This is a genomic window from Variovorax sp. GW821-FHT09A10, from assembly GCF_059418385.1.
Genome location: NZ_JBWKPT010000005.1, coordinates 217,251 through 240,636 on the forward strand (window position 1 = coordinate 217,251; position 23,386 = coordinate 240,636).

General features: G+C 67.9%; 21 protein-coding genes. 14 read left to right on the plus strand and 7 right to left on the minus strand.

Translation table 11 applies throughout. The annotated features are described in order from the left end of the window. Nucleotides 1-8: 8 nt before the first annotated feature. Nucleotides 9-530, plus strand: coding sequence for an ATPase (locus AC07Q9_RS20685; RefSeq protein ID WP_099792943.1), 522 nt, complete (start codon nucleotides 9-11; stop codon nucleotides 528-530). After that, nucleotides 527-712, plus strand: coding sequence for a hypothetical protein (locus AC07Q9_RS20690; RefSeq protein WP_489061681.1), 186 nt, complete (start codon nucleotides 527-529; stop codon nucleotides 710-712). The genes AC07Q9_RS20685 and AC07Q9_RS20690 overlap by 4 nt, the downstream gene beginning before the upstream one ends. A 7-nt stretch (nucleotides 713-719) precedes the next feature. On the opposite strand, the gene AC07Q9_RS20695 is transcribed toward AC07Q9_RS20690, so the two are convergent. Beyond that, nucleotides 720-1,706, minus strand: coding sequence for a S1C family serine protease (locus AC07Q9_RS20695; RefSeq protein WP_495311655.1), 987 nt, complete (start codon nucleotides 1,704-1,706; stop codon nucleotides 720-722). A gap of 134 nt (nucleotides 1,707-1,840) precedes the next feature. Between AC07Q9_RS20695 and AC07Q9_RS20700 the strand changes: the two genes are divergently transcribed. Beyond that, a complete protein-coding gene (locus tag AC07Q9_RS20700; RefSeq protein WP_495311656.1) occupies nucleotides 1,841-2,515 on the plus strand; it encodes a glutathione S-transferase in 675 nt (224 codons plus the stop codon). A gap of 19 nt (nucleotides 2,516-2,534) precedes the next feature. Here the strand turns inward: AC07Q9_RS20700 and AC07Q9_RS20705 are convergent, their stop codons facing one another. Beyond that, a complete protein-coding gene (locus AC07Q9_RS20705) occupies nucleotides 2,535-3,005 on the minus strand; it encodes a YqaA family protein (protein WP_062479132.1) in 471 nt (156 codons plus the stop codon). Between the two features lie 183 nt (nucleotides 3,006-3,188). Here AC07Q9_RS20705 and dusB point away from each other — a divergent pair, with 183 nt between their 5' ends. The 3 genes from dusB to purH are packed head-to-tail and all read left to right on the plus strand — an operon-like array spanning nucleotide 3,189 to nucleotide 6,132. Beyond that, on the plus strand, nucleotides 3,189-4,247 hold the full coding sequence (dusB, locus tag AC07Q9_RS20710; protein WP_070062764.1) for a tRNA dihydrouridine synthase DusB: 1,059 nt from the start codon (nucleotides 3,189-3,191) through the stop codon (nucleotides 4,245-4,247). A gap of 24 nt (nucleotides 4,248-4,271) precedes the next feature. Next, nucleotides 4,272-4,508, plus strand: a complete 237-nt coding sequence (locus AC07Q9_RS20715) for a Fis family transcriptional regulator (RefSeq protein WP_056577757.1) — start codon at nucleotides 4,272-4,274, stop codon at nucleotides 4,506-4,508. A gap of 16 nt (nucleotides 4,509-4,524) precedes the next feature. Beyond that, nucleotides 4,525-6,132, plus strand: a complete 1,608-nt coding sequence (gene purH, locus AC07Q9_RS20720) for a bifunctional phosphoribosylaminoimidazolecarboxamide formyltransferase/IMP cyclohydrolase (RefSeq protein WP_495311657.1) — start codon at nucleotides 4,525-4,527, stop codon at nucleotides 6,130-6,132. A gap of 76 nt (nucleotides 6,133-6,208) precedes the next feature. Here purH and AC07Q9_RS20725 read toward each other — a convergent pair whose 3' ends face one another. Beyond that, on the minus strand, nucleotides 6,209-6,685 hold the full coding sequence (locus tag AC07Q9_RS20725) for a hypothetical protein (protein ID WP_495311658.1): 477 nt from the start codon (nucleotides 6,683-6,685) through the stop codon (nucleotides 6,209-6,211). A gap of 144 nt (nucleotides 6,686-6,829) precedes the next feature. Then, entirely contained in the window at nucleotides 6,830-7,726 is an 897-nt protein-coding gene (locus AC07Q9_RS20730) for a LysR substrate-binding domain-containing protein (RefSeq protein WP_495311659.1), read from the minus strand. Nucleotides 7,727-7,885: 159 nt separating this feature from the next. On the opposite strand from AC07Q9_RS20730, the gene AC07Q9_RS20735 reads away from it, so the two are divergent. Together AC07Q9_RS20735 and AC07Q9_RS20740 are read left to right on the plus strand one after the other, a co-directional pair. Next, nucleotides 7,886-8,866 (plus strand): Bug family tripartite tricarboxylate transporter substrate binding protein, encoded by a 981-nt coding sequence (locus AC07Q9_RS20735; protein ID WP_492680128.1) that lies wholly within the window; start codon nucleotides 7,886-7,888, stop codon nucleotides 8,864-8,866. A gap of 49 nt (nucleotides 8,867-8,915) precedes the next feature. After that, nucleotides 8,916-10,316: an amidase family protein gene (locus AC07Q9_RS20740; RefSeq protein ID WP_495311660.1), complete on the plus strand. Its 1,401-nt coding sequence runs from the start codon at nucleotides 8,916-8,918 to the stop codon at nucleotides 10,314-10,316. A 16-nt stretch (nucleotides 10,317-10,332) separates the two neighbouring features. On the opposite strand, the gene hemL is transcribed toward AC07Q9_RS20740, so the two are convergent. After that, on the minus strand, nucleotides 10,333-11,613 hold the full coding sequence (gene hemL, locus AC07Q9_RS20745) for a glutamate-1-semialdehyde 2,1-aminomutase (protein ID WP_495311661.1): 1,281 nt from the start codon (nucleotides 11,611-11,613) through the stop codon (nucleotides 10,333-10,335). Then, complete coding sequence (gene thiD, locus AC07Q9_RS20750) at nucleotides 11,613-12,575, minus strand: bifunctional hydroxymethylpyrimidine kinase/phosphomethylpyrimidine kinase (RefSeq protein WP_489061670.1); 963 nt, start codon at nucleotides 12,573-12,575, stop codon at nucleotides 11,613-11,615. Before thiD ends, hemL begins: the two co-directional genes overlap by 1 nt. Nucleotides 12,576-12,686: 111 nt before the next feature. Between thiD and AC07Q9_RS20755 the strand changes: the two genes are divergently transcribed. From AC07Q9_RS20755 to AC07Q9_RS20780, 6 genes are all read left to right on the plus strand, one after another. Beyond that, on the plus strand, nucleotides 12,687-12,857 hold the full coding sequence (locus tag AC07Q9_RS20755) for a rubredoxin (RefSeq protein WP_099792923.1): 171 nt from the start codon (nucleotides 12,687-12,689) through the stop codon (nucleotides 12,855-12,857). An 81-nt stretch (nucleotides 12,858-12,938) separates the two neighbouring features. Next, nucleotides 12,939-13,337: a response regulator gene (locus AC07Q9_RS20760; RefSeq protein ID WP_021012487.1), complete on the plus strand. Its 399-nt coding sequence runs from the start codon at nucleotides 12,939-12,941 to the stop codon at nucleotides 13,335-13,337. Next, nucleotides 13,337-13,702: a response regulator gene (locus tag AC07Q9_RS20765; RefSeq protein WP_062479114.1), complete on the plus strand. Its 366-nt coding sequence runs from the start codon at nucleotides 13,337-13,339 to the stop codon at nucleotides 13,700-13,702. The genes AC07Q9_RS20760 and AC07Q9_RS20765 overlap by 1 nt, the downstream gene beginning before the upstream one ends. A 19-nt stretch (nucleotides 13,703-13,721) precedes the next feature. Then, nucleotides 13,722-14,255, plus strand: coding sequence for a chemotaxis protein CheW (locus AC07Q9_RS20770; protein WP_489061669.1), 534 nt, complete (start codon nucleotides 13,722-13,724; stop codon nucleotides 14,253-14,255). 42 nt (nucleotides 14,256-14,297) lie between these two features. Further along, complete coding sequence (locus AC07Q9_RS20775) at nucleotides 14,298-16,631, plus strand: methyl-accepting chemotaxis protein (protein ID WP_489061668.1); 2,334 nt, start codon at nucleotides 14,298-14,300, stop codon at nucleotides 16,629-16,631. Between the two features lie 184 nt (nucleotides 16,632-16,815). After that, on the plus strand, nucleotides 16,816-22,830 hold the full coding sequence (locus tag AC07Q9_RS20780) for a hybrid sensor histidine kinase/response regulator (protein WP_495311662.1): 6,015 nt from the start codon (nucleotides 16,816-16,818) through the stop codon (nucleotides 22,828-22,830). A gap of 45 nt (nucleotides 22,831-22,875) precedes the next feature. Here AC07Q9_RS20780 and AC07Q9_RS20785 read toward each other — a convergent pair whose 3' ends face one another. Further along, nucleotides 22,876-23,322: a helix-turn-helix transcriptional regulator gene (locus AC07Q9_RS20785; protein ID WP_495311663.1), complete on the minus strand. Its 447-nt coding sequence runs from the start codon at nucleotides 23,320-23,322 to the stop codon at nucleotides 22,876-22,878. Between the last annotated feature and the right edge of the window lie 64 nt (nucleotides 23,323-23,386).

Consider the following 23,386-nt stretch of genomic DNA (forward strand, 5'->3'; position numbering starts at 1 on the left):
CTGCTTTGATGAGCCATCCCAAGATCGTCATCATTGCGGGACCGAACGGTGCGGGCAAGACCACTTTCGCCCGCGCCTTTCTTCCACAGGAAGCGCAAATCGCGCGCTTCATCAATGCCGACCTGATCGCAGCCGGGCTGTCGCCTTTCGCACCGGAGGCCGAGGCCATCAAGGCCGGGCGATTGATGCTGGTGGAGATTGCGGAGTGCGCCCGTCGCCGAGAGAGCTTTGCTTTCGAGACGACCCTGTCGGGACTGGGCTATCTGCGCCACATTGATGCGTGGAGAAAGTCGGGCTACCACGTGAGCCTTTTCTTTCTGGCCCTTCCGACGGCAGAATTTGCAGTGGCGCGCGTCGCCGAGCGTGTCCGGCAGGGCGGGCATCACATTCCCGAAGATGTGATTCGCCGCCGATTCGAGGCGGGGCGCCGGAATTTCGACGACCGCTATCGCGTCGCGGTAGACGCGTGGGCGCTGTACGACAACGCCGGCGAAGAGCCGGATCTCATCGAATGGGGAGAAGCACCATGACCCGTGAACAGCTCATGCAAGCCAAGGACAAGGATCTGGCCGCTTCGCTGGTTGCGATCCGGCGCGCCGCGCGGGCCGCGCGCGAGGCCGCGGTGCGTACCAACACCGCCATCGTGGTTCAGCGGGGCCAGAAGCCCGTCCGTATCACGGCGGAAGAGCTCCGCAAGGCCGGCGTCAAGTAAGCCCCGGCTACTTCGCGGCCTGCTGCTGGCCCCACACCACCGTGTCATCCACCGCATAGGCCGCACACGTCACCTTGCGTTCAGTGCAACCTTTCAGATGCGCGGTCAGCGCGGCCGAGCTGGTCGCGGTGCCGAACTTCTGGTCGCTCGTGATCAGGAAGATGCGGGGACGGGCCTGCAGCAGGAACTGGCGGTAGGCGTTGCGCACCGGGGTCGGGTCGGCGCCGATGGAGGGCAGGGCCTGCAGGTCCGACAGCTCGGCGTGGCCGGAAGGCGCGGGTTCTCCGTTGGGGCCGAACACCACGCCGGTGCTCTTCAGCAGATCGCGCCATGTCGCCAGCTCCGTGGTCACGCGCTGCGGCAGTTCCATCACCCATTGCGCCGGGTAGGCGAAGCCGAGGTTCGCGCCGCCGGGCGCGATGCTGTCGGTCACGCCGACCAGCCGGCCCTCGGTGTCGAACAACCCGCCGCCGCTGGAGCCTGAAGACACGGGCGCCGACGTCTGCACGATCGGCAGTTGCCCGGGCGCGCGCGGACGCAGCGCCGAGATCAGGCCTTCGCTCAGCGTGCGTTCGAGGCCGTGCGGGCTGCCGACGGCGAACACGCGCTGGCCGACGCGCAACTCGGCGGCGGGCACGATCTGCACGGCGGGCAGCTGCAGCGGCGCTTCGCTCGTGAGCACGCACAGATCGCGCGACGGATCGGGGTCGCGCACGATGCGGGCAATGCGCAGCGTGGTCGGGCCCTGCTCCACGGTGACGGAGACGGCGCCGTCGACCACGTGGCAGGCCGTGGCCAGCGCGCCCGAGGTCACGGCCACCGCGCTGCCGATGGCGGTCTGGTTGTTACCGCGTTCGCCTTTCACGGTCCAGACGGCGGGCGAGACCTTGCGGAACACCTCCTCGGGCGTGAGCGCCCAGGCGTGGCAGGCCGCGAGGCCGAGCCAGAGTCCGATGAGCGAGGTGCGGCGGCGCCGCGTGAAGTGGTGGAGCATTCCGGCCAGTGTAGGAAGCAGGTTCACGGTTTGCCGTAGGCGGTGACGCTGTCGCAGCGGGCGCCCGGAACCCGCGTGCGTTGTGGTTAGACTGCGCGCCCGCTGCATCCTCCGCCGGAAGGCTTTCATTCGCCATGCTCACTGTCCATCACCTGAACAACTCGCGCTCGCAACGTGTGCTCTGGCTGCTCGAAGAACTCGAGCTGCCTTACGAGATCGTCCATTACCAGCGCGACCCCAAGACCATGTTGGCGCCCGCTTCGCTGAAGGCCGTGCATCCGCTGGGCAAGTCGCCCGTGGTGACGACCGACGACGGCGCCACGCTGGCGGAATCGGGCGCGATCATCGAGTCGCTCATCGAGCGCTACGGCCAGGGCCGGCTCGCGCCCGCGCCGGGCACGCCCGAGGCCTTGCGCTACCGCTACTGGCTGCACTTCGCCGAAGGAACGGCGATGTCGCCGCTGCTGCTCAAGCTGGTGTTCGACCGGATCGAGACGAGCAAGATGCCCTTCTTCGCCAAGCCGATCGCCAAGGCCATCGCAAGCAAGGCGAAGTCGGCCTTCATTCATCCGAACATCGCGGGCCATCTGAATTTCATGGAGGCCGAGCTCGGCCGCAGCGAGTGGTTCGCGGGCAATGAATTCACGGGCGCCGACATCCAGATGAGCTTCGTGGTCGAAGCCTCGCGGGCGCGCGGCGGCCTCGATGCGAAGCGGCCGAAGCTCATGGCCTACCTGGAGCGCATCCATGCGCGTCCGGCCTACCAGCGCGCGCTGGAACGCGGCGGCCCCTACGAACTGCTGAGCTGAGTTTTTTCGACCGCGCGCTTCATGACGGAAAGACGTAAAGAAGCGCGTAGGTCATCGTCACATAGCGCAGGAACTTGCCGATCGCCATGTAGCCCACGCAGGGCCAGAACGGCAGCTTGAGCCAGCCGGCGACCGCGCACAGCGGGTCGCCCACGATCGGCAGCCAGCTCAGCAGGCAGGCCTTCGGGCCCAGCCGCTCGAGCCAGCCGAGCACGCGCAGGTGGTGCTTCGAGTGCGAGTACTTGTCGGCCACCTTGTGCGCGCCGTAGCCCATCCACCAGTCGACCGCGCCGCCCAGCGTGTTGCCCACTGTGGCCACGGCGATGGCCTGCCAGAACATCTCAGGGTTGAGTTTCAGCAGGCCGAACAAGATCGGTTCGGAGCCGACCGGCAGCAACGTGGCGGACACGAAGGCCGCGATGAACAGCGTCGAAAGTCCGTACTGGGGGAGCGCAAGGAGCGCCAGGAGTGCGTCGAGCCAGGCTTGCATAAGGTCGGCGAAGTATAGGCAGCGCTCACGTCGCGACCGCGTGGGAGAAGGCCCCGCGAAATACTGGTGCTTACGCCTGTGTCGCAAGCGCAAAAAGGCGTAAATCGTTTCAGTCGCTGAAATGCCACGTGGCTACAATCGTGCCTCATTTTTCAGCAGCCGACCCGCACAGCACTCCTTCCCATGACCTTGCAGATCGGCACCCACACGCTGGAAAACCGGCTGTTCGTCGCGCCCATGGCCGGCGTGACGGACCGGCCCTTCCGCATGCTGTGCCGCGAACTCGGCGCGGGCTATGCGGTCAGCGAGATGGTCACCTCGCGCAAGGAACTCTGGAACACGCTGAAGACCTCGCGGCGCGCCAACCACGACGGCGAGCCGGGCCCCATTGCGGTGCAGATTGCCGGCACCGACGCGGCCATGATGGCCGAGGCCGCGGTCTACAACATCGAGCGCGGCGCGCAGATCATCGACATCAACATGGGCTGCCCGGCCAAGAAGGTCTGCAACAAGTGGGCCGGCTCGGCGCTCATGCGCGACGAGCCGCTGGCCCTGGAAATCGTGCAGGCCGTGGTCGACGCGGCGCAACCATTCAACGTGCCGGTCACGCTCAAGATGCGCACCGGCTGGAGCGAAGACCACCGCAATGCGGTGAAGCTCGCACGCGATTTCGAATCGGCCGGCGTGCAGATGCTCACCGTGCACGGGCGCACGCGCGAGCAGGGCTACAAGGGCCACGCCGAGTACGACACCATCGCCGCCGTGAAGGCCGCGGTGCGCGTGCCGGTGGTGGCCAACGGCGACATCCGCTCGCCCGAGAAGGCGCGCGACGTGCTCGCGGCCACGGGCGCCGACGCCGTGATGATCGGCCGCGCCGCGCAGGGCCGGCCGTGGATCTTCCGGGAGATCGCGCATTTCCTGGACACCGGCACCCACCTGGCGCCGCCGCTGGTGGCGGAGGTGCGCCGGCTGCTGCTCGACCACCTGGTGGAGCACTACGCGCTGTACGGCGAGTTCAGCGGCGTGCGCACGGCGCGCAAGCACATCGGCTGGTATGTGCGTGCGCTGCCCGACGGTGAGGCGTTCCGCGCACGCATGAACGCCATCGAAGACTGCGCCGGCCAGCTGCGCGCGGTCGACGACTATTTCCAGGGGCTTGCGGACCGAATGGACCGCATGCCCGCCCCGACGGCAGACGAGGAGCCGGCGGGAGAAGAGGAGACGGCCTGCGCCGTCGATTGAGCGAAGACAAAAAGAGAAGAAGCAATGAGCAAGAAACACATCGAGGACTGCGTTCGCAGCAGTCTGGACAGCTACTTTCGCGATCTGCGGGGCACCGAACCCGACGGCATGTACGAGATGCTCGTGCGCGTGGTCGAGAAACCCCTGCTCGACGTCGTCATGACGCGCGCCGAAGGTAACCAGTCCCGGGCCGCCCAATGGCTGGGCCTGAACCGCAACACGCTCCGCAAGAAATTGGTCGAGCACAAACTTTTGAAATAACTCCACGGCATATCCCATGGCTCAGACCGCACTCCTTTCCGTTTCCGACAAGACCGGCATCCTTGAATTCGCGCAGGCCCTGCATGGCCTGGGCGTCAAGCTGCTGTCCACCGGCGGCACCGCCAAGCTGCTGGCCGACGCCGGCCTGCCGGTGACCGAGGTCGCCGACCACACCGGCTTTCCCGAAATGCTCGACGGCCGCGTGAAGACGCTGCACCCGAAGATCCACGGCGGCCTGCTGGCGCGCCGCGACCTGCCCGCGCACGTTGCCGCGATCAAGGAGCACGGCATCGACACCATCGACCTGCTGGTGGTCAACCTGTACCCGTTCGAAGCCACCGTGGCCAAGCCCGGCTGTACGCTGGAAGACGCGATCGAGAACATCGACATCGGCGGCCCGGCCATGGTGCGCAGCGCCGCCAAGAACTGGAAGGACGTGGGCGTGCTCACCGACGCCTCGCAGTACGCCGTGGCGCTGGCCGAGCTCCAGGCCGACGGCAAGCTCAGCGACAAGACCAAGTTCGCGTTCTCGGTGGCCGCGTTCAACCGCATCGCCGACTACGACGGCGCGATCAGCGACTACCTCTCGGCCATCGATTTCGACGCCAGCATCGGCCAGCCCGCGCCCACGCGCTCGCTGTTCCCGGCGCAGAGCAACGGCCGCTTCGTGAAGGTGCAGGACCTGCGCTACGGCGAGAACCCGCACCAGCAGGCCGCGTTCTACCGCGACCTGTACCCGGCGCCCGGTTCGCTCGTGTCGGCCAAGCAGCTGCAGGGCAAGGAACTCAGCTACAACAACATCGCCGACGCCGATGCGGCGTGGGAATGCGTCAAGAGCTTCGACGAGCCGGCCTGTGTGATCGTGAAGCACGCCAACCCCTGCGGCGTGGCCGTGGGCGCCGATGCGCTCGAGGCCTACAGCAAGGCCTTCAAGACCGACCCGACCTCGGCCTTCGGCGGCATCATCGCCTTCAACCGCCCGGTCGACCTGGCCACCGCGCAGGCCGTCAACAAGCAGTTCGTCGAAGTGCTGATGGCACCGGGCTACACGCCCGAGGCGCTCGAAGTGTTCCAGGCCACCAAGGCCAAGCTCAACGTGCGCGTGCTCGAGATCGCGCTGCCCAAGGGTGGCACCACCGACTGGGACAACGGACGCAACGCGATGGACGTCAAGCGCGTCGGCTCGGGCCTCCTGATCCAGACCGCCGACAACCACGAGCTGGCGCTGGCCGACCTCAAGGTGGTCAGCAAGAAGCAGCCCACGGCGCAGCAACTGCAAGACTTGCTGTTCGCCTGGAAGGTCGCGAAATACGTCAAGAGCAACGCGATCGTGTTCTGCGCTGACGGCATGACCATGGGCGTGGGCGCGGGCCAGATGAGCCGCCTCGACTCCGCGCGCATCGCCAGCATCAAGGCCGAGCACGCGGGCCTGTCGCTCAAGGACACGGCGGTGGCGAGCGACGCCTTCTTCCCGTTCCGCGACGGCCTGGACGTGGTGGTGGACGCGGGCGCGGGCTGCGTGATCCAGCCGGGCGGCTCGATGCGCGACCAGGAAGTGATCGACGCGGCCGACGAGCGCGGCGTGGTGATGGTGTTCTCGGGCGTGCGCCACTTCCGGCACTGAGTCTGCGGCCCTGCGGGGCCTGCCCGAACAGAACAAGGCCAGGGTCGCTCACGCGGCCCTGGCTTTTTTGTGGCCGCTACTCGTGCGTGCCGAAGCGGTACTTCAGCTGGAAGCTGATCGCGCCGTACAACCGGTTCTTGATCGTCGGCACGTAGGCGATGTTCAGGCCCCAGTTCTTGCCCTCGATGGCGGCCGTCGGAATGATGGCCGGGAACCAGTTGCCGTTGCGGTAGTCGGGGTAGCCGTCGAAGCCGCCCACCACCGCGCCGAACTTCACGCCGTAGAACTCGAAGGGCAGGATGTACAGGCCGACGTAGTGCGACTGGCGCCGGTTGCTGTTGTGGAAGGTGCCGGCCGTGACGCGGTAGGTGTCGTTCAGCGGGTACTCGAAGCCCAGGCCCGGGTTGGCGTTTTCCAGGCCCTTGCCGCTGTCGAAGTGGGCCGAGTAGAAGCCGGGGTTGACCCAGATGTTCTTCCGCTCGAAAGACTGCGCCAGCGCGAGGCCCGGCAGGAGAAGGGCACTCAGCAGCGGCAGCATGCGCAAGGGGGTCATGGGCGGGGCATCCTGAAATTTGTTCTGTCTCGCGGCTTCGATGGTGGCTGCGATGACGGCTTCCCTTGGGTCTGCGCGCGCGGGAATGGCCCCGCGAACGCCGGCGCAATATACACGCGGCCATCGCGAAAACGATGACATCGCTCAGGCGGGCCGCGCCAGGTACTTGCGGAACAGCTCGGCCAGCCGCAGCGCCGCCAGCGACAGCGGCTTGCCACGCGGCGAGACGATGCCCAGCTCCAGCGGCGGCACCGGCATCGCGAGCGGCACGCGCTCCACCAGATCGGCGTAGGGCGGCATCGTGAGCATGCCGGCCGGCCCGACCATCAGCGCGTCGCTGCGCGTGAGCAGGCCCCAGCTCACACCGAAGGACGCCACCTCGATGCGGTGCTCCGGCAGCGGCAGGCCCTGCGCGGCGTACTGCTCGAGCAGGAAGGTGTGCTGACTGCCCGGCGCCAGGTGCATCAGCCATTCGGCGCCCGCCACTTCTTCCCAGCGGGTGGCGTGGTTCAGCGGATGGCCGCGCCGGCAGAGCACCGCCATCTCGATCATGTCGAGCCGTTCGAACGCGAAGTCGGCATCGAGCGCCGCGGCGACAGGGCCCGCCACCGCGAAGTCGATCGTGCCTTCGCGCAGCAGCGGCAGCACCTGGGGAATCAGGCCGTCGAAGAGCTTGAGCTGCGCATGCGGCATGGCCTTGCGAAAGGCGCGCACCACCTCGGGCAGCACGCCCAGGAACACCATCGGCGTGACTGCGATGGCCACGCGGCCGTGCTGGCTGCCTTGCAGGATGCGGATGTCCTGGCGCGCGAGTTCGAGCTGCTGGTGTGCGAGCCGCGCGCGCACGGTGAGCTGGCGGCCGCACTCGGTGAACTCGATGCCGCGCGAGCTGCGCAGCACCAGTTGAGCGTCGACCTCGGCCTCGAGTTCGCGGATCGCCTTGGTCACGGCCGCCTGGCTCAGGTGCAGGCTGCGCGCGGCGGCGCGGATGCTGCCGGTGTCGGCCAGCCGCAGCCAGGCCTTGAGCTGGTGGTCCTTCATGCGGGGCATTCTGCCGGGCGGCGCCACCGGGTGATCCCCAGACAAACACAGGTTGTCATCGCGACAAGCGATTGTCTTTTCGGGCGCGCGGCCGATTTCTAGACTTTGCGCACCGGTCGTCTCATGGTGAGCGGCGGGCTTCTCACAGGAGATACCTTCGTGCCTGCACTGCTGTCATTCGCGTGGACCCGCCGCACCCTTTTGGCCGGGCTTGCCGCCATCGCCCTCGGCGCCTCGGCGCAGTACCCCGAGCGCCCGTTGAAGTTCATCGTGCCGTACGCCGCCGGGTCGGGCGTGGACGTCGCGGTGCGGCCGGTGGCCGACGCCATGGGGCGCGAACTGGGCCAGGCCCTGGCGGTGGACAACCGTCCCAGCGCCGGCGGCATCGTCGGCACACAGGCGCTGGCCACCTCCGCGCCGGACGGCTACACGGTCGGCTACGGCAACCTCGTCACGCTGAGCATCAACCCGGCCTTCTTCTCGAAGCTGCCCTATGCGCCGGAGAAAGACCTGGTGCCGGTCGGCCTGATCTCGAGCAATGCCTACGTGCTGATCGTGCGCAAGGACCTGCCGGTGCGCAACCTGCAGGAGCTGGTCGCCTACGGGCGTGAGCATCCGGGCAAGCTGTCGGTCGGCTCGCCCGGCATCGGCAGCGCGGGCCACCTGACCGGCGAGCTGCTGAAGGCCGAGACCGGGTTGACGATGGTGCAGGTGCCCTACAAGACCGGCACGCAGGCGGTCGGCGACATGGTCAACGGCCAGCTCGACGTGACCATCGAGAACATCTCGGCGGTGCTGCCGTTCATCCAGCAGGGTCGGGTCAAGGCGATCGCCGTGACCAGCGCGAAGCGCGCCGGCGTGCTGCCCGAGGTGGCGACGGTGGCCGAAAGCGGCGTGCCGGGCTTCGATGTGGTGGCCTGGGGCGCACTCATGGCGCCGGCAGGCACACCGCGCAAGACGGTCGACCGGCTCAACACCGCATTGCGCACCGCGCTGGCCGACCCGGCCGTGGTCCGGGCCAACGCCGCGCTGTCGATCGAGGCGCTGCCTTCGAGCCCCGAGGAACTCAGCGCGCTGATGAAGCGCGAGAAGCCGCGCTGGGCCGACGCGGTGCGGCGCGCGGGCGTCAAGGGCGACTGACGCACGTCCGATCGATCGATCGATTTCATTTTTCTCAAGGAGACAACGCATGCAACTCTGGCAACTGGAAGCCGCCGACCTGGCGCAGCGCATCAAGGCGCGCGAGGTCTCGTGCGTCGAGGCGGTGCGCAGCAGCCTGGCGCGGCTGGAGGCCGTCAACCCGCGGGTGAACGCGGTGGTCGACGGCTGCGCCGACGAGGCCCTCGGCGCGGCGGCGCAGGCCGATGCCGTGCTCGCGAAGGGCGAAGCGATCGGGCCGCTGCACGGCGTGCCGGTCACCATCAAGGTCAACGTCGACCAGCGCGGGCATGCCACCACCAACGGGGTGGAGGCTTACCGCAGCGTCGTGGCGAAGGACGACAGCCCGGTGGTGGCGAACCTGCAGCGCGCCGGCGCGATCGTGGTCGGCCGCACCAACACGCCCGCGTTCTCGATGCGCTGGTTCACCGACAACGCGGCCCACGGGCGCACGCTGAATCCGTACAACGCCGACGTCACGCCGGGCGGTTCAAGCGGTGGCGCGGCGGCGGCGGTCGCGGTGGGCATCGGCGCCATCGCGCATGGCAACGACCAGGGTGGATCGATCCGCTACCCGGCCTATGCCTGCGGCGTGTACGGCCTGCGCCCGAGCTTCGGGCGCGTGCCGGCCTTCAATCCTTCAGGTGCGGGCGAGCGGCCGATGGTGGTCCAGCTCACGTCGGTGCAGGGGCCACTGGCGCGCAGCGTGCGCGACCTGCGGCTGGCCTTTGCCGCGATGGCGCAGCGCGATGTGCGCGACCCGTGGTGGGCGCCCGCGCCGCTGGAATCGGCCACGTCGGGCAGCCGCGTCAGCGTCGCGCTGTGCACCGAGCTGCCCGGCTACGCCTGCGACCCGGAGGTGGCCGATGCGTTGCAGCGCGCCGCGCGCCGTCTGGAGCGCGCCGGCTACCGCGTCGAGCCCGCGCAGCCGCCGCGCCTGCGCGAGACGGCCGACCTCTGGTTGTCATTGACGATGGCCGACAGCCGGCTGCTGGTGGAAGAGGCACTGATGCGCGACGGCGACGACACCATCCGCCAGGCCTACCGCGCCATGGACGCGCACGCGCCGCAGTTCGACACCGCAAGCTACATGCGTGCCCTGGCCGCGCGCACGGGCCTGATGCGCGAATGGGCGCTGTTCCTGCAGCGTCATCCGCTGCTGCTGATGCCGGTGTCGTGGCGCCATCCGTTCCCGGTCGACGCCGACCAGCGTGGCAGCGTCGCGATGCGGGAGATTCTGGATGCGCAGAGCCCGCTGCTGTCCACCGCGATCCTGGGCTTGCCGGGGTTGTCGGTGCCGATGGGCATGCGCCACGGGCTGCCCACGGGCGTGCAGCTCGTGAGCGACCGCTTCCGCGAAGACCTCTGCCTGGCCGCGGCCGAGGTGCTCGAAGCCGAGGCCGGGCCGGTGGCGGCGGTCGACCCCGCCTGAGCGGGGAGGGCGCGCGTCAGCGTTTGCTGAAGATGTCGCGCGCCGCCGCGATGGTGGCTGCGATGTCGTCCTCGCTGTGCGCGGCGCTCACGAAGCCTGCTTCATAGAGTGCCGGCGCGATGTACACGCCGCGGTCGAGCAGGCCATGGAACAGTGCATTGAACTGCGCGTTGTCGGTGGTCATCACTGTCGCGTAGTTCTGCGGCAGCTCGTTCATCAGGAAGAAGCCGAACATGCCGCCTTCGCTGTCGGCGTTGAAAGGCTGGCCTTCGGCGGCCGCGGCGGCCTTCAGGCCGTCGACCAGCGTGCGGGTCTTCTTGGCCAGCGCCTCGTAGAAGCCGGGCTTCGAGATTTCCTTCAGCGTGGCCAGGCCGCAGGCGGTGGCCACCGGGTTGCCCGACAGCGTGCCGGCCTGGTAGACCGGGCCCAGCGGCGCGAGCTGTTCCATGATGGCGCGCGGACCGCCGAAGGCCGCCAGCGGCATGCCGCCGCCGATCACCTTGCCGAGCACCGTGAGGTCGGGCGTGATGCCCAGCACGCCCTGCGCGCCGTGCAGGCCGACGCGGAAGCCCGTCATCACCTCGTCGAAGATCAGCAGCGCGCCGTGCTGCGTGCACAGCTCGCGGCAGCGCTTCGCGAATTCGGGCGTGGCGCGCACGAAGTTCATGTTGCCGGCGATCGCCTCGATCATCAGGCAGGCGATGTCCTGGCCGTGCAGCGCGAAGGCTTCTTCGAGCTGCTGCAGGTTGTTGTACTCGAGCACCAGCGTGTGCTGCACCACCTCGGGCGGCACGCCGGCCGAGGTCGGGTTGCCGAAGGTGGCGAGGCCCGAGCCGGCCTTCACCAGCAGCGCATCGGCATGGCCGTGGTAGCAGCCTTCGAACTTGACGATGGTCTTGCGGCCGGTGGCGCCGCGCGCCAGGCGCAGCGCGCTCATGGCGGCTTCGGTGCCCGAGCTCACGAGGCGCACCATCTCCATCGACGGCACCAGGGCCAGGATGGCTTCGGCCAGCTCGATCTCGCGCTCGGTCGGCGCGCCGTACGAGAAGCCTTCGAGCACGGCCTTCTGCACCGCCTCGACCACGGCCGGGTGGCCATGGCCCAGGATCATCGGGCCCCAGGAGCCGATGTAGTCGATGTAGCGCTTGTCGTTGGCGTCCCAGAAATAGGCGCCTTGCGCGCGCTGGATGAAACGGGGCGTGCCGCCGACGGCCTTGAAGGCGCGCACGGGCGAGTTCACGCCGCCGGGGATCACGGCGCGGGCGCGCTCGAAAAGAATGTCGTTCTGGTCAGTCATCAGTGTCGCGTGTCGTGCGGGGGTAAAGCGAAATCGGGAGGGGTGTCGGGTTCGTCGTCGTCTTCGTCGTCCTCGGGCTCGGCCCAGAACAGGCGGTCGGGCAGCACGTGGCCCATGCCGGGGCGGAAGCCCGCGTCGAGGCAGCGGTCCATGTAAGCGAGCGCTTCGGTCGTGGCGGCAACCAGGTCGGTGCCGCTGGCGAGCAGGGCCGCGAGCGCGGCCGAGAGCGTGTCGCCGGCACCGGCGAAGACGGCTTCGAGCCGTTCGTACTTCTCGCTGGCCAGCACCGACTGCGGCGAGGCCAGCACGTTGTCGATGAACTGGTCGGGCAGCACCATGCCGGTGACCAATGTGTAGGGCACGCCGAACTCGCCGGCGGCCTTGGCGATGTCGCGCGCGCCGGGCGGGCGCTCGCCGCTCCAGTCGGGCAGCAGCCAGCGCCACAGGGTGCTGTGGTTTCCAACCAACACCGTGGTCTGGGGCAGCACGAGATCGCGAAAAGCGTCCAGGTAGGCCTCGATCAGGTTCTCGTCCCACCACGACAGGTTGGGCATGTAAGCCACCACGGGCACGTCGGGATAGTCGGCGGCGGTCTCGGCGATGGTGCTCAGCGCCTCGGGCGTGCCGGCAAAACCCACCTTGATCAGCTGGACTTCGACGTCTTCCAGGATGGCGCGGGCCTGCTCGGCCACGGCCTCTTCCTCGAAGGCGAAGTGGTCGAAGATCTCGGCCGTGTCGCGGGCGTAGGCGCCCGTCACCACCGGCAGGATGTGAGCGCCCACCGATCCCATGGCCAGTGCGTCGGCGCCCAGACCGCCCGCGCCGCTCGGATCGCTGGCATTGAACACCAGCACGCAGGGGGGATTCAGGTCGCGTTCGCTCAGCGCCTCGTCGTCCTGCGAGGGGTCGTTAAGATTGCCCGGTTTGCGGGCGTTCTCGTCTGGATGTAAGTAGATGGTCATACGCCTGGCGAAATCCCCTGGATGGTGGCATAGGCGCGACGTTTACGGTCTGCCAGTGAGATACGCATAGATACACTCGTTGCATTTAATGAACAAGGACTTTAAGCTCCGATGAACACGAAAACTTGGATGTGCCTGATTTGTGGGTGGATCTATGACGAAGCGGTTGGTGTACCGGAAGACGGCATCGCGGCAGGCACGGCCTGGGCCGAGGTGCCGATGAACTGGACCTGTCCTGAGTGCGGTGCGCGCAAGGAAGACTTCGAAATGGTTGAGATCTGACAAGCATGGCATAGGGCTACGCGATCTGCGTCGATGTTCGGCGCGGCGGGCATCCAAGTCTCATGAGCAGGAGCGTTTGCAATGGGCCCGAATGGATCTGGTTACAAGGTGCTGGTCATCGACGACAGCAACACCATCCGGCGCAGTGCCGAGATTTTTTTGAAGCAGGGTGGGCACGAGGTTCTTCTCGCGGAAGACGGCTTCGACGCGCTCTCCAAGGTTAACGACCACAAGCCTCACCTGATTTTCTGCGACATCCTGATGCCTCGCCTCGACGGCTATCAGACCTGCGCCATCATCAAGCGCAACGCACATTTCTCCAATGTCCCGGTCGTCATGCTGTCTTCGAAAGACGGCGTATTCGACAAGGCCCGCGGCCGCATGGTCGGGTCCCAGGACTATCTCACCAAGCCTTTCACCAAAGACCAGCTGCTGCAGGCCGTGCAGCAGTTTGGCATTGTTCAACAGGAAGTGCAGTAATGCCGATTCGAAAAATCCTCGTCGTCGACGACTCCAAGACGGAACTGGTGTTCCTGACCGACCTCCTCCAGAAGAACGGTTTCTCCGTGAAGACGGCTGAAAACGCCGACGACGCGATGCGCCGCCTCGAGGAAGACCACCCCGACCTGATCCTCATGGACGTGGTCATGCCCGGCCAGAACGGCTTCCAGCTCACGCGCGCCATCGCCCGCGACCCGAAGTACGCGGCCATCCCGATCATCCTGTGCACCAGCAAGAACCAGGAAACCGATCGTGTCTGGGGCATGCGCCAGGGCGCGCGCGACTACATCGTGAAGCCGGTCAACGCGGCCGATCTGATGTCCAAGATCAGCGCGCTCGCCTGACCGGGAACCTGCGTACGCCATGGCGAATCGCGACGCGCTGCGCGCCTTCCAGTCCCGGCTTGCGAGCCGCCTCCAGGCCGCGCGCACCACGGGCGTGGCCGCGAACTGGCTGGCGGTCGAGGCGGGCGAGGGCAAGTACCTCTTTCCGCTGGCGCACGCCGGCGAAATCTTTCCCTGGACGCCGCCCCAGCCCGTGCCCTACACGGAGCCCTGGTTCCTCGGCGTCTCCAACCTGCGCGGCGGCCTGTATGGCGTCGTGCAGCTGTCGGCGTTCGCGTCCGGTGCGCCGGGCGCCCCCGCCGCCACCGAGGCGGCACGCATGCAATCGCGGCTCGTGGCATTCAACGAGCTGCTCGAAGTCAACTGCGCATTGCTGGTCGATCGACTGGCGGGGTTGCGGGGTGCGGAGGCCTTCACGGCCGCCGACGCCCCGGGCGCAGACGCACCTGCCTGGCATGGGCATCTGTACACCGACGCAGCAGGGGAGCGCTGGCAGGAAGTCAACCTGCAGGCGCTTTCGCAGCAACCCCAGTTTTTGAGTATTGGTGCGTAGTGCTTCGGCACATGGCACTGGCAACCACCTGAAGGACCGACCGTGAGCTCGATCGCCGACAAGTTCAAGAAATTACTCCCCGCGAACAACGGGAACGACAAGGCCCGCGTCGACGGCTCCGGTTCGATATCGCTCGACGATGTCGACACGGTTCAGGTTCCGGACGAAAAAACGATCCGCCTCGCCAAAAAGGGCGACGGCGTTTCCGCATCTGCCGCCGTGACCGACACCGGCTTCGGCGGCATCGACGCGCTGGGCGACCCCGCGTCCGTCGAGGCCGCCAACGCGGCCACGCTCGAAGCGGCGCCGCTGGCTGGCGTGACGGGCGGCGGCATGGGTGCCAACCCCGCCAAGCAGCAGCGCGTGCTGGCGATCCTGCTGGCCATCGTGGTGCTGGCACTGTTGCTGGTGGCCGGCTCCGCCATTCTTCGCGCGGAACGTCTCGCGCAGCAGGTGGCGGCCACCGGTCAGTCGCTGATGCAGTCGCAGCGTCTGGCGAAATCGATCTCGCAGGCCCTCGTCGGCAGCGCCTCGGCGTTCGTCGAAGTGAAGGACAGCGCCGACGACCTCTCGCGCCGCGTGCAGGGCCTGACCAACGGCGACGACGCCTTGCGCCTGGAAGCCGTCGGCAACCAGTACGACGAGGAAATGAACAAGATCAACCCGCTGGTCACCCGCGCCGACGCGAGCGCCAAGGCCGTGCTGGCCCAGCGCCAGATCCTGACGCAGGTGGGTGCCGCCTTGCGCGACATCAACCAGCAGTCGTCCACGCTGCTCGAAATGACGGAAACCGTTGCGTCGCTGAAGATGCAGCAGAACGCCACGCTGCCCGAAATCTCGGCCGCCGGCCAGCTCGTGATGCTGACGCAGCGCATCGGCAAGTCGACCAACGAGTTCTTCACGGTCGAGGGTGTGAACCCCGACGCCGTGTTCCTGCTGGGCAAGGACCTGAACACCTTCCAGGAAACCACCCGCGGCCTGCTCGACGGCAACGCGCAACAGCGCTTCCCCGGCTCGAAAGACCCGCAGACGCGCCAGCAGCTCGAAGCCATCTTGAAGACCTACGAGCAGATGCGCACACAGGCTTCCGCCATTCTGGGCAACTTGCAGGGCCTGGTGGCCGCGCGCGAAGCGCAGGCGTCCATCCTGACCGACAGCGAGCCGCTGCGTAAGTCGCTGGGCGACCTGCAAGAAAAGCTCTCGGCCCGCACCGGCCTGGGCGCCGGCACCATCGTGCTGCTGTTCGTGCTCTCGCTGGCCGCCCTGGCTCTGGCTGGCGCCATCGGTTTCGTGCAGGTGCGCGAAGGCCGTGAACGTGCCGCCGTCGCCGAACGCGAACGTCTGGCTGCCGAACAGGCGTCCGACGAAGCCGGCCGCGTGAACAACGCCAACCAGGCCGCCATTCTTCGCCTGATGAACGAACTGCAAACGGTGGCCGAAGGCGACCTGACGCAGGAAGCGACCGTGACCGAGGACATCACCGGCGCCATCGCCGACTCGGTGAACTACACGGTGGAAGAACTGCGTTTGCTGGTGGGCAACGTGCAGAACACGGCAACCCGCGTGGCGCAGACGACGTCGCAGGTGGAAAACACCTCGACCGAGCTGCTGGCCGCCTCGACCGAACAGCTGCGCGAAATTCGCGAAACCGGCCAGTCGGTGCTGACCATGGCCGAGCGAATCAACGGCGTGTCCACGCAAGCGCAAGAGTCCGCCACGGTGGCGCGCCAGTCGCTGCAGGCTGCGTCGTCGGGCCTGCAGGCCGTGCAGAACGCCATCGGCGGTATGAACTCCATCCGTGACCAGATCCAGGAAACCTCCAAGCGGATCAAGCGCCTGGGCGAATCGTCGCAAGAGATTGGCGAAATCACCGAGCTGATCTCGGACATTACCGAACAGACGAACGTGCTGGCCCTGAACGCCGCCATCCAGGCCGCATCCGCCGGTGAAGCCGGCCGCGGCTTCTCGGTGGTGGCGGAAGAAGTTCAGCGACTGGCCGAACGCTCCGCAGACGCCACGCGCCAGATTTCGGCGCTGGTGAAGGCGATTCAGACCGACACCCAGGACGCGGTGGGCGCCATGGAGCGTTCCACGCAGGGTGTGGTCGAGGGAGCCAAGCTGTCCGACAACGCGGGTACCGCGCTGTCCGAGATCGACCGCGTGTCGCGCCGACTCGCTGACCTCATCGAGCAGATTTCGCAGTCCGCCTCCCGCGAGGCCGATTCGGCCAACGTGGTGGCCGCCAACATCCAGCACATTTTTGCCGTGACGGAACAGACCGGAGAAGGCACGCGGACCACGGCCCAGCAGGTGCGCGAGCTCTCGCAGATGGCCGAAGAACTGCGTCGCTCGGTGGCTCGTTTCAAGATTGCGTAATGAAGCTCTCCCCCAGCCTTCGCGCACTTCGTGTCGCTTCGGCAACCCCCTTCCGGGGGCGGCACCCGCGGCCCGGCAAAGCCGGTTCCGCGGTGTCCCTTGAAGTGACCGCGACGGTTGGATGCATTGAGGGCGCATGGCGCCCAGTGAAAAACTGACAGATACAGAACGGCGAGCAATCAACGTGTCGATTCAAACCCCTGCCACGGCCCCCCTCGCCGGCAACATGCCGGCCACCGAAGACCTCGGGCCGCTGGCCTGGGTGCTGGGAGAAATCCAGAAATCCCTCGACGGTGTCGGCAAGTCGCTGCGGCGTTTCGTGCGCGACGTGGGCAGTGCCACTGAGCCCGAGAGCGGCCCGCTGCAGATGGCCCGCCAGCAACTGCACCAGGCCGTCGGCGCGCTGCAGATGGTGGGCCACAGCTCGCCCGCCCTGGTGCTCGGCACCATCGAATTCGCGGTGCAGGGCTTCATCGCCGAACCGCAGCGCTGCACCGAGAGTGCCGTGCACAAGATCGAGCGTGCCGGCTTTGCCGTCACCGATTTCCTCAGCGCACTGCTGGCCGGCAAGGCCGTGTCGTCGGTGGCGCTGTTCCCGCAGTACCGCGATGTGCTGGAGCTGGGCGGCAATGAGCGCGTCCATCCGGCAGACCTGTGGAGCACCGCATGGCGCTGGGTCGAGGTCAAGCCTGCGCTCACGCAGGCCGCGCTGGCCTACGACCCGTCCGTGCGTTCGCGGCTCGACCGCGAAGTGCTGCAGCTGGTCAAGAGCAGCGATCCGCAGGCCGCGCGCCGGCTGCATGCGCTGTGCCTGGGGCTCGGTCGCGGTGCGCTGCTGCCGCGCGTCGCGAGCTTCTGGACGCTGGCTGCGGGCTTCTTCGAAGCCCTCGCGCTGGGCCTGATTCCCTTCGACACCTATGTCAAGCGCGCGGCCTCGCGCGTGCTGCTGCAGTACGCCACGCTGGCGCGCGGCGACAGCGTGGTGTCCGACCGCCTCGGCCAGGACCTGCTGTTCTTCTGCGCCCAGGCCGTGCCCGGCGCACAAGACGACGCCGCCACGCTGCGCACCGTGCGCAGCGCCTGGGGCGTGACGCAGGAACCGAGCGTCGACTACACCGTGGTGCAGTTCGGCCGCTTCGATCCGCTGGTGCTCTCGCAGGCGCGAAAGCGCATCGAGACCGCCAAGGAAATGTGGTCGGCGCTCTCGGGCGGCGACATCACGCGCACGCGCCAGGTGGCCGACACCTTCGCGCAGCTCGGCGAATCGCTGCACAAGCTGCACCCGCCGAGCCAGCCGATGGTGCAGGCGCTGACGCACGCCGTGGACGCCTCGGTGCGTTCCGGCCAGCCGCCCGACACCGAACTGGCGATGGAAGTCGCCACCTCGGTGCTGTACCTCGAAGCTGCACTCGAAGACCTCGACCCCAGCGACCCGCAACTCACGGCCCGCACGCTGCAACTGGCCGGCCGCATCGAGCGTGTGCGCGACGGCGGCCGTTCCGAGCCGCTCGAGCCGTGGATGGAGGACCTGTACCGCCGCGTCAGCGACCGCCAGACCATGGGCACCGTCGTCGACGAGCTGCGCAGCCACCTGAGCGAACTCGAGAAGTCGCTCGACCAGTATTTCCGTCGCCCGGCCGAAAAGCCGCTGCTGCGCACCGTGCCCACCCAGCTCATGCAGATGCGTGGCGTGTTCTCGGTGCTGGGGCTCGAACAGGCCGCGCACACCGTGCAGCGCATGCGCGACGACGTCGAACAGATGCTGCAGGTCAATCGCTCGCCCGTCGAGGAAATGGCCACGTTCGACGCGCTCGGCAACAACCTGGGCGCGCTGGGTTTCCTCATCGACATGCTGGGCTACCAGCCTGCACTGGCCAAGCGCCTGTTCGTGTTCGACGCTGAGGCCGGCGAACTCAAGCCGCTGATGGGCCGCCACGCCGCCGATGCCGCGGCCCCCGCTGAAGGCGCCGCCGCACCGGCCGCCGAGCCTGTGCTCAGCATCGAGGAAGTCGACGCGCAGATCGCTTCCAAGCTCGCCGCGCTGGCCACGCCCAACCGCAAGACCAAGCCATCGCCTTTGGAAGAATTCAGCCGCAAGGCCGAGAGCTGGACCACCAAGATCAGCGGCCCGTCGGCATTGCCCGACACCGAGGTCACCGAGCTCGAAGAAGACGACCTGCAGAACATCTTCCTGGACGAAGCCCGCGAAGTGGTGGGCAACGGTCTGGCCGCCATCGCCGCGCTCGGCAGCCGCCCTGGTGACACCGAAGAACTCACCATCTTGCGCCGCGCGTTCCACACGCTCAAGGGCAGCTCGCGCATGGTCGGCCTCACCGACTTCGGCGATGCCGCCTGGTCGCTGGAACAGGTGGTCAATACCTGGCTGGCCGACCAGCGCGACGCCACGCCCGAGCTGCTGTCGAGCACCGAGCGCATGCTGCGCGATTTCAGCCAGTGGGTCGAAGCCATTGCCGCTGGCGATGCAGGCACCTGGCATTCGGCGCCGTTCAGCCGTGTGGCCAATGCGCTGCTGGCCGGCGAGCCCGTGCCCGTACCGGTGCGCGTGGCCGACGCCGAAGCGCTCGCGGTCGCTGCGCGCCACATCGCCGCGGAGCCGGCGCCGCTCGCTTTGCCGGAGCTGCCTGAGCTCCCCGACCTGTCGCTGACGCCGCAAGATGTCGCAGCCCCTGACGCCACGTTGGACTTCTCCGATTGGCAGCAGGCGCAAGAAGCGCCACACGCACCGACCAAGCCTGTCACACCCGAGCCCGACGACGATTTCGCGTCCACCGATTTCCTCGACTTCGAAGGCAAGCAAGAGACCGCGCCCGCGCCGCTCGACGTGCTGCCCAGCGGTGACGATTTCGATTTCCTCGCGCCCCCGAAGACGCATGCACCGGCCGAGCCCGCTGTGTCGCACGTCGAACCCGAGCCTGCTGCGGAGATCGAAGCGACGGTGCCGACCGCGTCGGGCCTGCCCGATCTCGAATGGACGCCCGAGCCGCTGCCCCTGGCTGCTGCTGAGGCAGTGGCATCTGTCGAGGTCATTGAAGCCGTCGAAGAACTGCCCGCGCTGGAAGTGCCGGCTGAACTGGAGCCGGAACCCGAACCTGTGTCGGCGGCCATCGAAGTCGCACCCGAGGCCCTCGTCGTCGTCGAAGCGCTGCCTGCAGCGGTCGTGGCCGAACCGGAACCCGTGTCGGAACCCGAGCCCGTGTTGGCCCAGGTCATTCCCGAACCTGAATCTTCCGTCGCACCGAGCGCCGAAGACCAGGTCAAGGTGATCGGCCCGCTGCGCATCGGCATCGCGCTCTACAACGTCTACCTCAACGAAGCCGACGAATGGTCCCGCCAGCTCGCGACCGATGTCGGCGAATGGGCGCTCGAAACCCACGAGCGCCTGCCTGACTCGACCATCGCGCTGGCCCATTCGCTGGCCGGCAGCTCGGCCACCGTCGGCTTCCACAGCCTCTCGGGCATGGCCCGCCTGCTCGAATCCGCGCTGCAGCACCTGCAGATGCAGGGCAGCGGCACGCGTGAGCAGGGCGTGGTGCTGGTCGCCGCGGCCGACGAGCTGCGTCGCCTGTTGCACCAGTTCGCCGTCGGCTTCCTGCGCGACCCGTCCGAAGCGACGCTGCAGGCGCTGCGCGAAATCGCCGCCGCACCGATGCCGCCCGAAATCGCCGCGGCCCGGTTCGAGACACTGATTCCGAAGCAGATCGTGGCCAACGACGCCTTTGCCGATGTGGCACTGGACGACAACGAAGACGCCATCGACCTGGCCGATGCGGTCGACGTCGACCTGTTCCCGATCTTCGAGGAAGAGGCTGCCGAACTGATGCCCCAGCTGGGCGAGGCGCTGCGCCAGTGGTCGCACCACCCCGACGATGCCGCGCCGCGCGCCTCGGTGCTGCGCACGCTGCACACGCTCAAGGGCAGTGCACGGCTGGCCGGCGCCATGCGCCTGGGCGAGCGCGCGCACCGCATGGAGTCCGAGATCGAACTCCTGGGTTCCCAGGGCGCCGAGCGGGCCGACATCGAGAAGCTGCTGGCCCGCCTCGACACGCTGCAACACACCTTCGACGCCCTGCGCGCGGCCGACGACGCCGCCCAGGTCGAGGTGGCCCAGCTGATCGCGACCGCCAGCCCGACCGCACCCGCCATCCAGCGCGTGCAGGTGGCGCCCGACACCCTGGTGTCGGCGAACGACGACCAGGCCGAGGCCGCTGCCGATGGAACGCCGACCGAGCCCACTGCCTCGCCGTCTTCGCTGCCGCGTCCCGCGACGGCCATGCTCGCACCGTTGCGTGCGGCATCGAGCCAGGCGGTGCGCATCCGCACCCAGCTGCTCGACCGCCTCGTGGCGCAGACCGGCGAGGTCATCATCACGCGCTCGCGCCTCGAGGCCGAACTCGGCCAGCTGCGCGGCTCGCTCGCCGACCTGACGGGCAACCTGGATCGCCTGCGCCAGCAGCTGCGCGACATCGAGGTGCAGGCCGAAAGCCAGATGCAGTCGCGCCTGGCGCAAGCCAAGGACTCGCAGCAGAGCTTCGACCCGCTCGAGTTCGACCGCTTCACCCGCGTGCAGGAGCTCACGCGCATGATGGCCGAGTCGGTGAACGACGTGGCCACCGTGCAGCGCACCCTGCAGAAGACCGTGCAGGCCACGGAAGACGACCTGAGCGTGCAGGCACGCCAGACGCGTGAACTGCAGCGCGGTCTGCTGCGCACGCGCATGGTGGAGTTCGAAGGCATCTCCGACCGCCTGTACCGCGTGGTGCGCCAGGCCTCGAAGGACACCGGCAAGCAGGTGCGCCTGGACATCGTCGGCGGTTCCATCGAAATGGACCGCGGCGTGCTCGACCGCATGACGCCCGCCTTCGAGCACCTGCTGCGCAACTGCGTGGCGCACGGCATCGAAGACGCCGCGGTGCGCGAAGCGTCCGGCAAGGACGCCAGCGGCCTCATCGTCATCGACCTGCACCACGAAGGCAACGACGTGTCGGTGAGCTTTCGCGACGACGGCGCCGGCCTCGACCAGAAGCGCATCGCCGAACGCGCCCGCGCGCTCGGCCTGCTCGGCCACGACCAGGACCTATCGCCCGAAGAAGCCACCGAGCTGATCTTCAAGCCCGGTTTCTCGACGGCAGGGCAGGTGTCCGAACTGGCCGGTCGCGGCATCGGCATGGACGTGGTGCGCGCACAGATCGCCGCCATCGGTGGCCGCATCGAAACGCACAGCACGCCGGGCCAGGGCACCACCTTCAAGCTGGTGCTGCCGCTGACCACCGCCGTGACGCACGTGGTGATGCTGCGTGCGGGCGAGGTGTCGATCGGCGTGCCGTCGAACCTCGTGGAACTCGTGCAGCGCGTGAGCGGTGCCGACCTCGAGGCCGCCTACCTGAACCACAGCTTTGCCTTCGGCAGCGAGCAGGTGCCGTTCTACTGGGCCGGTGCGCTGCTGCAGCACTCCATCCGCAGCGAGCACGCCGCCACCAAGAACAACACGCTGGTGATCGTGCGAAGCGCGGCGCAGCGCGTGGCCCTGCACGTGGACGAAGTGCTGGGCAACCAGGAAGTCGTGGTCAAGAACCTCGGCCCGCAGCTCGCGCGGCTGCCCGGCCTGGCCGGCATCTCGGTGCTGGCTTCGGGCGCGGTGGCCCTCATCTACAACCCGGTGGCGCTGGCGGCAGTGCATGGCGACCAGGCGCGTGCGCGCCAGACCGCCGCATTGGCCGCACCGACGCACGCCGCGTCGGCGGACGCCGGTGCGCCGCAAACCCCGGCGGCTTTCGCTCCGGTGGTGCCGCAGGTTCCGCTCGTGCTGGTGGTGGACGACTCCATCACCGTGCGCCGCGTCACGCAGCGTCTGCTGCAGCGCGAAGGCTATCGTGTGTCGCTCGCGGCTGACGGCCTGCAGGCGCTCGAACGGCTGCAGCAGGAGCGCCCGGCCGTGGTGCTGTCGGACATCGAGATGCCGCGCATGGACGGCTTCGACCTGGCCCGCAACATCCGCGCCGACACCGCGCTGGCCGAGTTGCCGATCATTATGATCACCTCGCGCATCGCCGAGAAGCACCGCGAGTACGCGCGCGACCTGGGCGTGAACCACTACCTGGGCAAGCCGTACTCGGAAGAGGAACTGCTGCGCCTGGTGCGTGCGTACACGAGCGAGTCGGCGCTGGCCGCAGCAGCCTGACCCGGGCCCGGGCCGGGGCCGCGGCCCCGGTCGGTCTTCTTCCGTTCAGTGCGCGAGCAGCGCCTTGCGCACTAGGTCGACCTGCCGCGCACATTCCATCTTGGTCATCAGCGAGGTGACCTGGCTGCGCACCGTGTGCACCGACACCCCTTGCACAACCGCATGCTGTTTGGATGACTGACCGGCCATGAGCGCGGTCAGCACGCGCGCCTTGGCGGGCGTGATGGCCTCTTTCGACAGCAGGGACGAGGAGAACCGCTCCTGCGTGTCGAACCCGCTGCCGGGCGTGGCGCCGATGGTCAGCGGTGCCACGATGTCGTGCGCGAAGAAGTGTTCGGTGTAGACGCGTTCAGCGGCCGGCGAGACGTCGTGCTGCTGAAAGTTCAGCAGCTCGCCGCTGTCGCCGCCGATCAACTGCTGCATGCCTTCGAGGAGCGCGGTCCAGGGCGGCTCCCGATTGCTCAGGTGCGCGCCCGCGTCGCCGGGTGTCAACGCGGGCTGCGGCCCTTCTTCTTATCGCGACCGGCCCCGGCCGCGCATCGTGCATTTACACGAT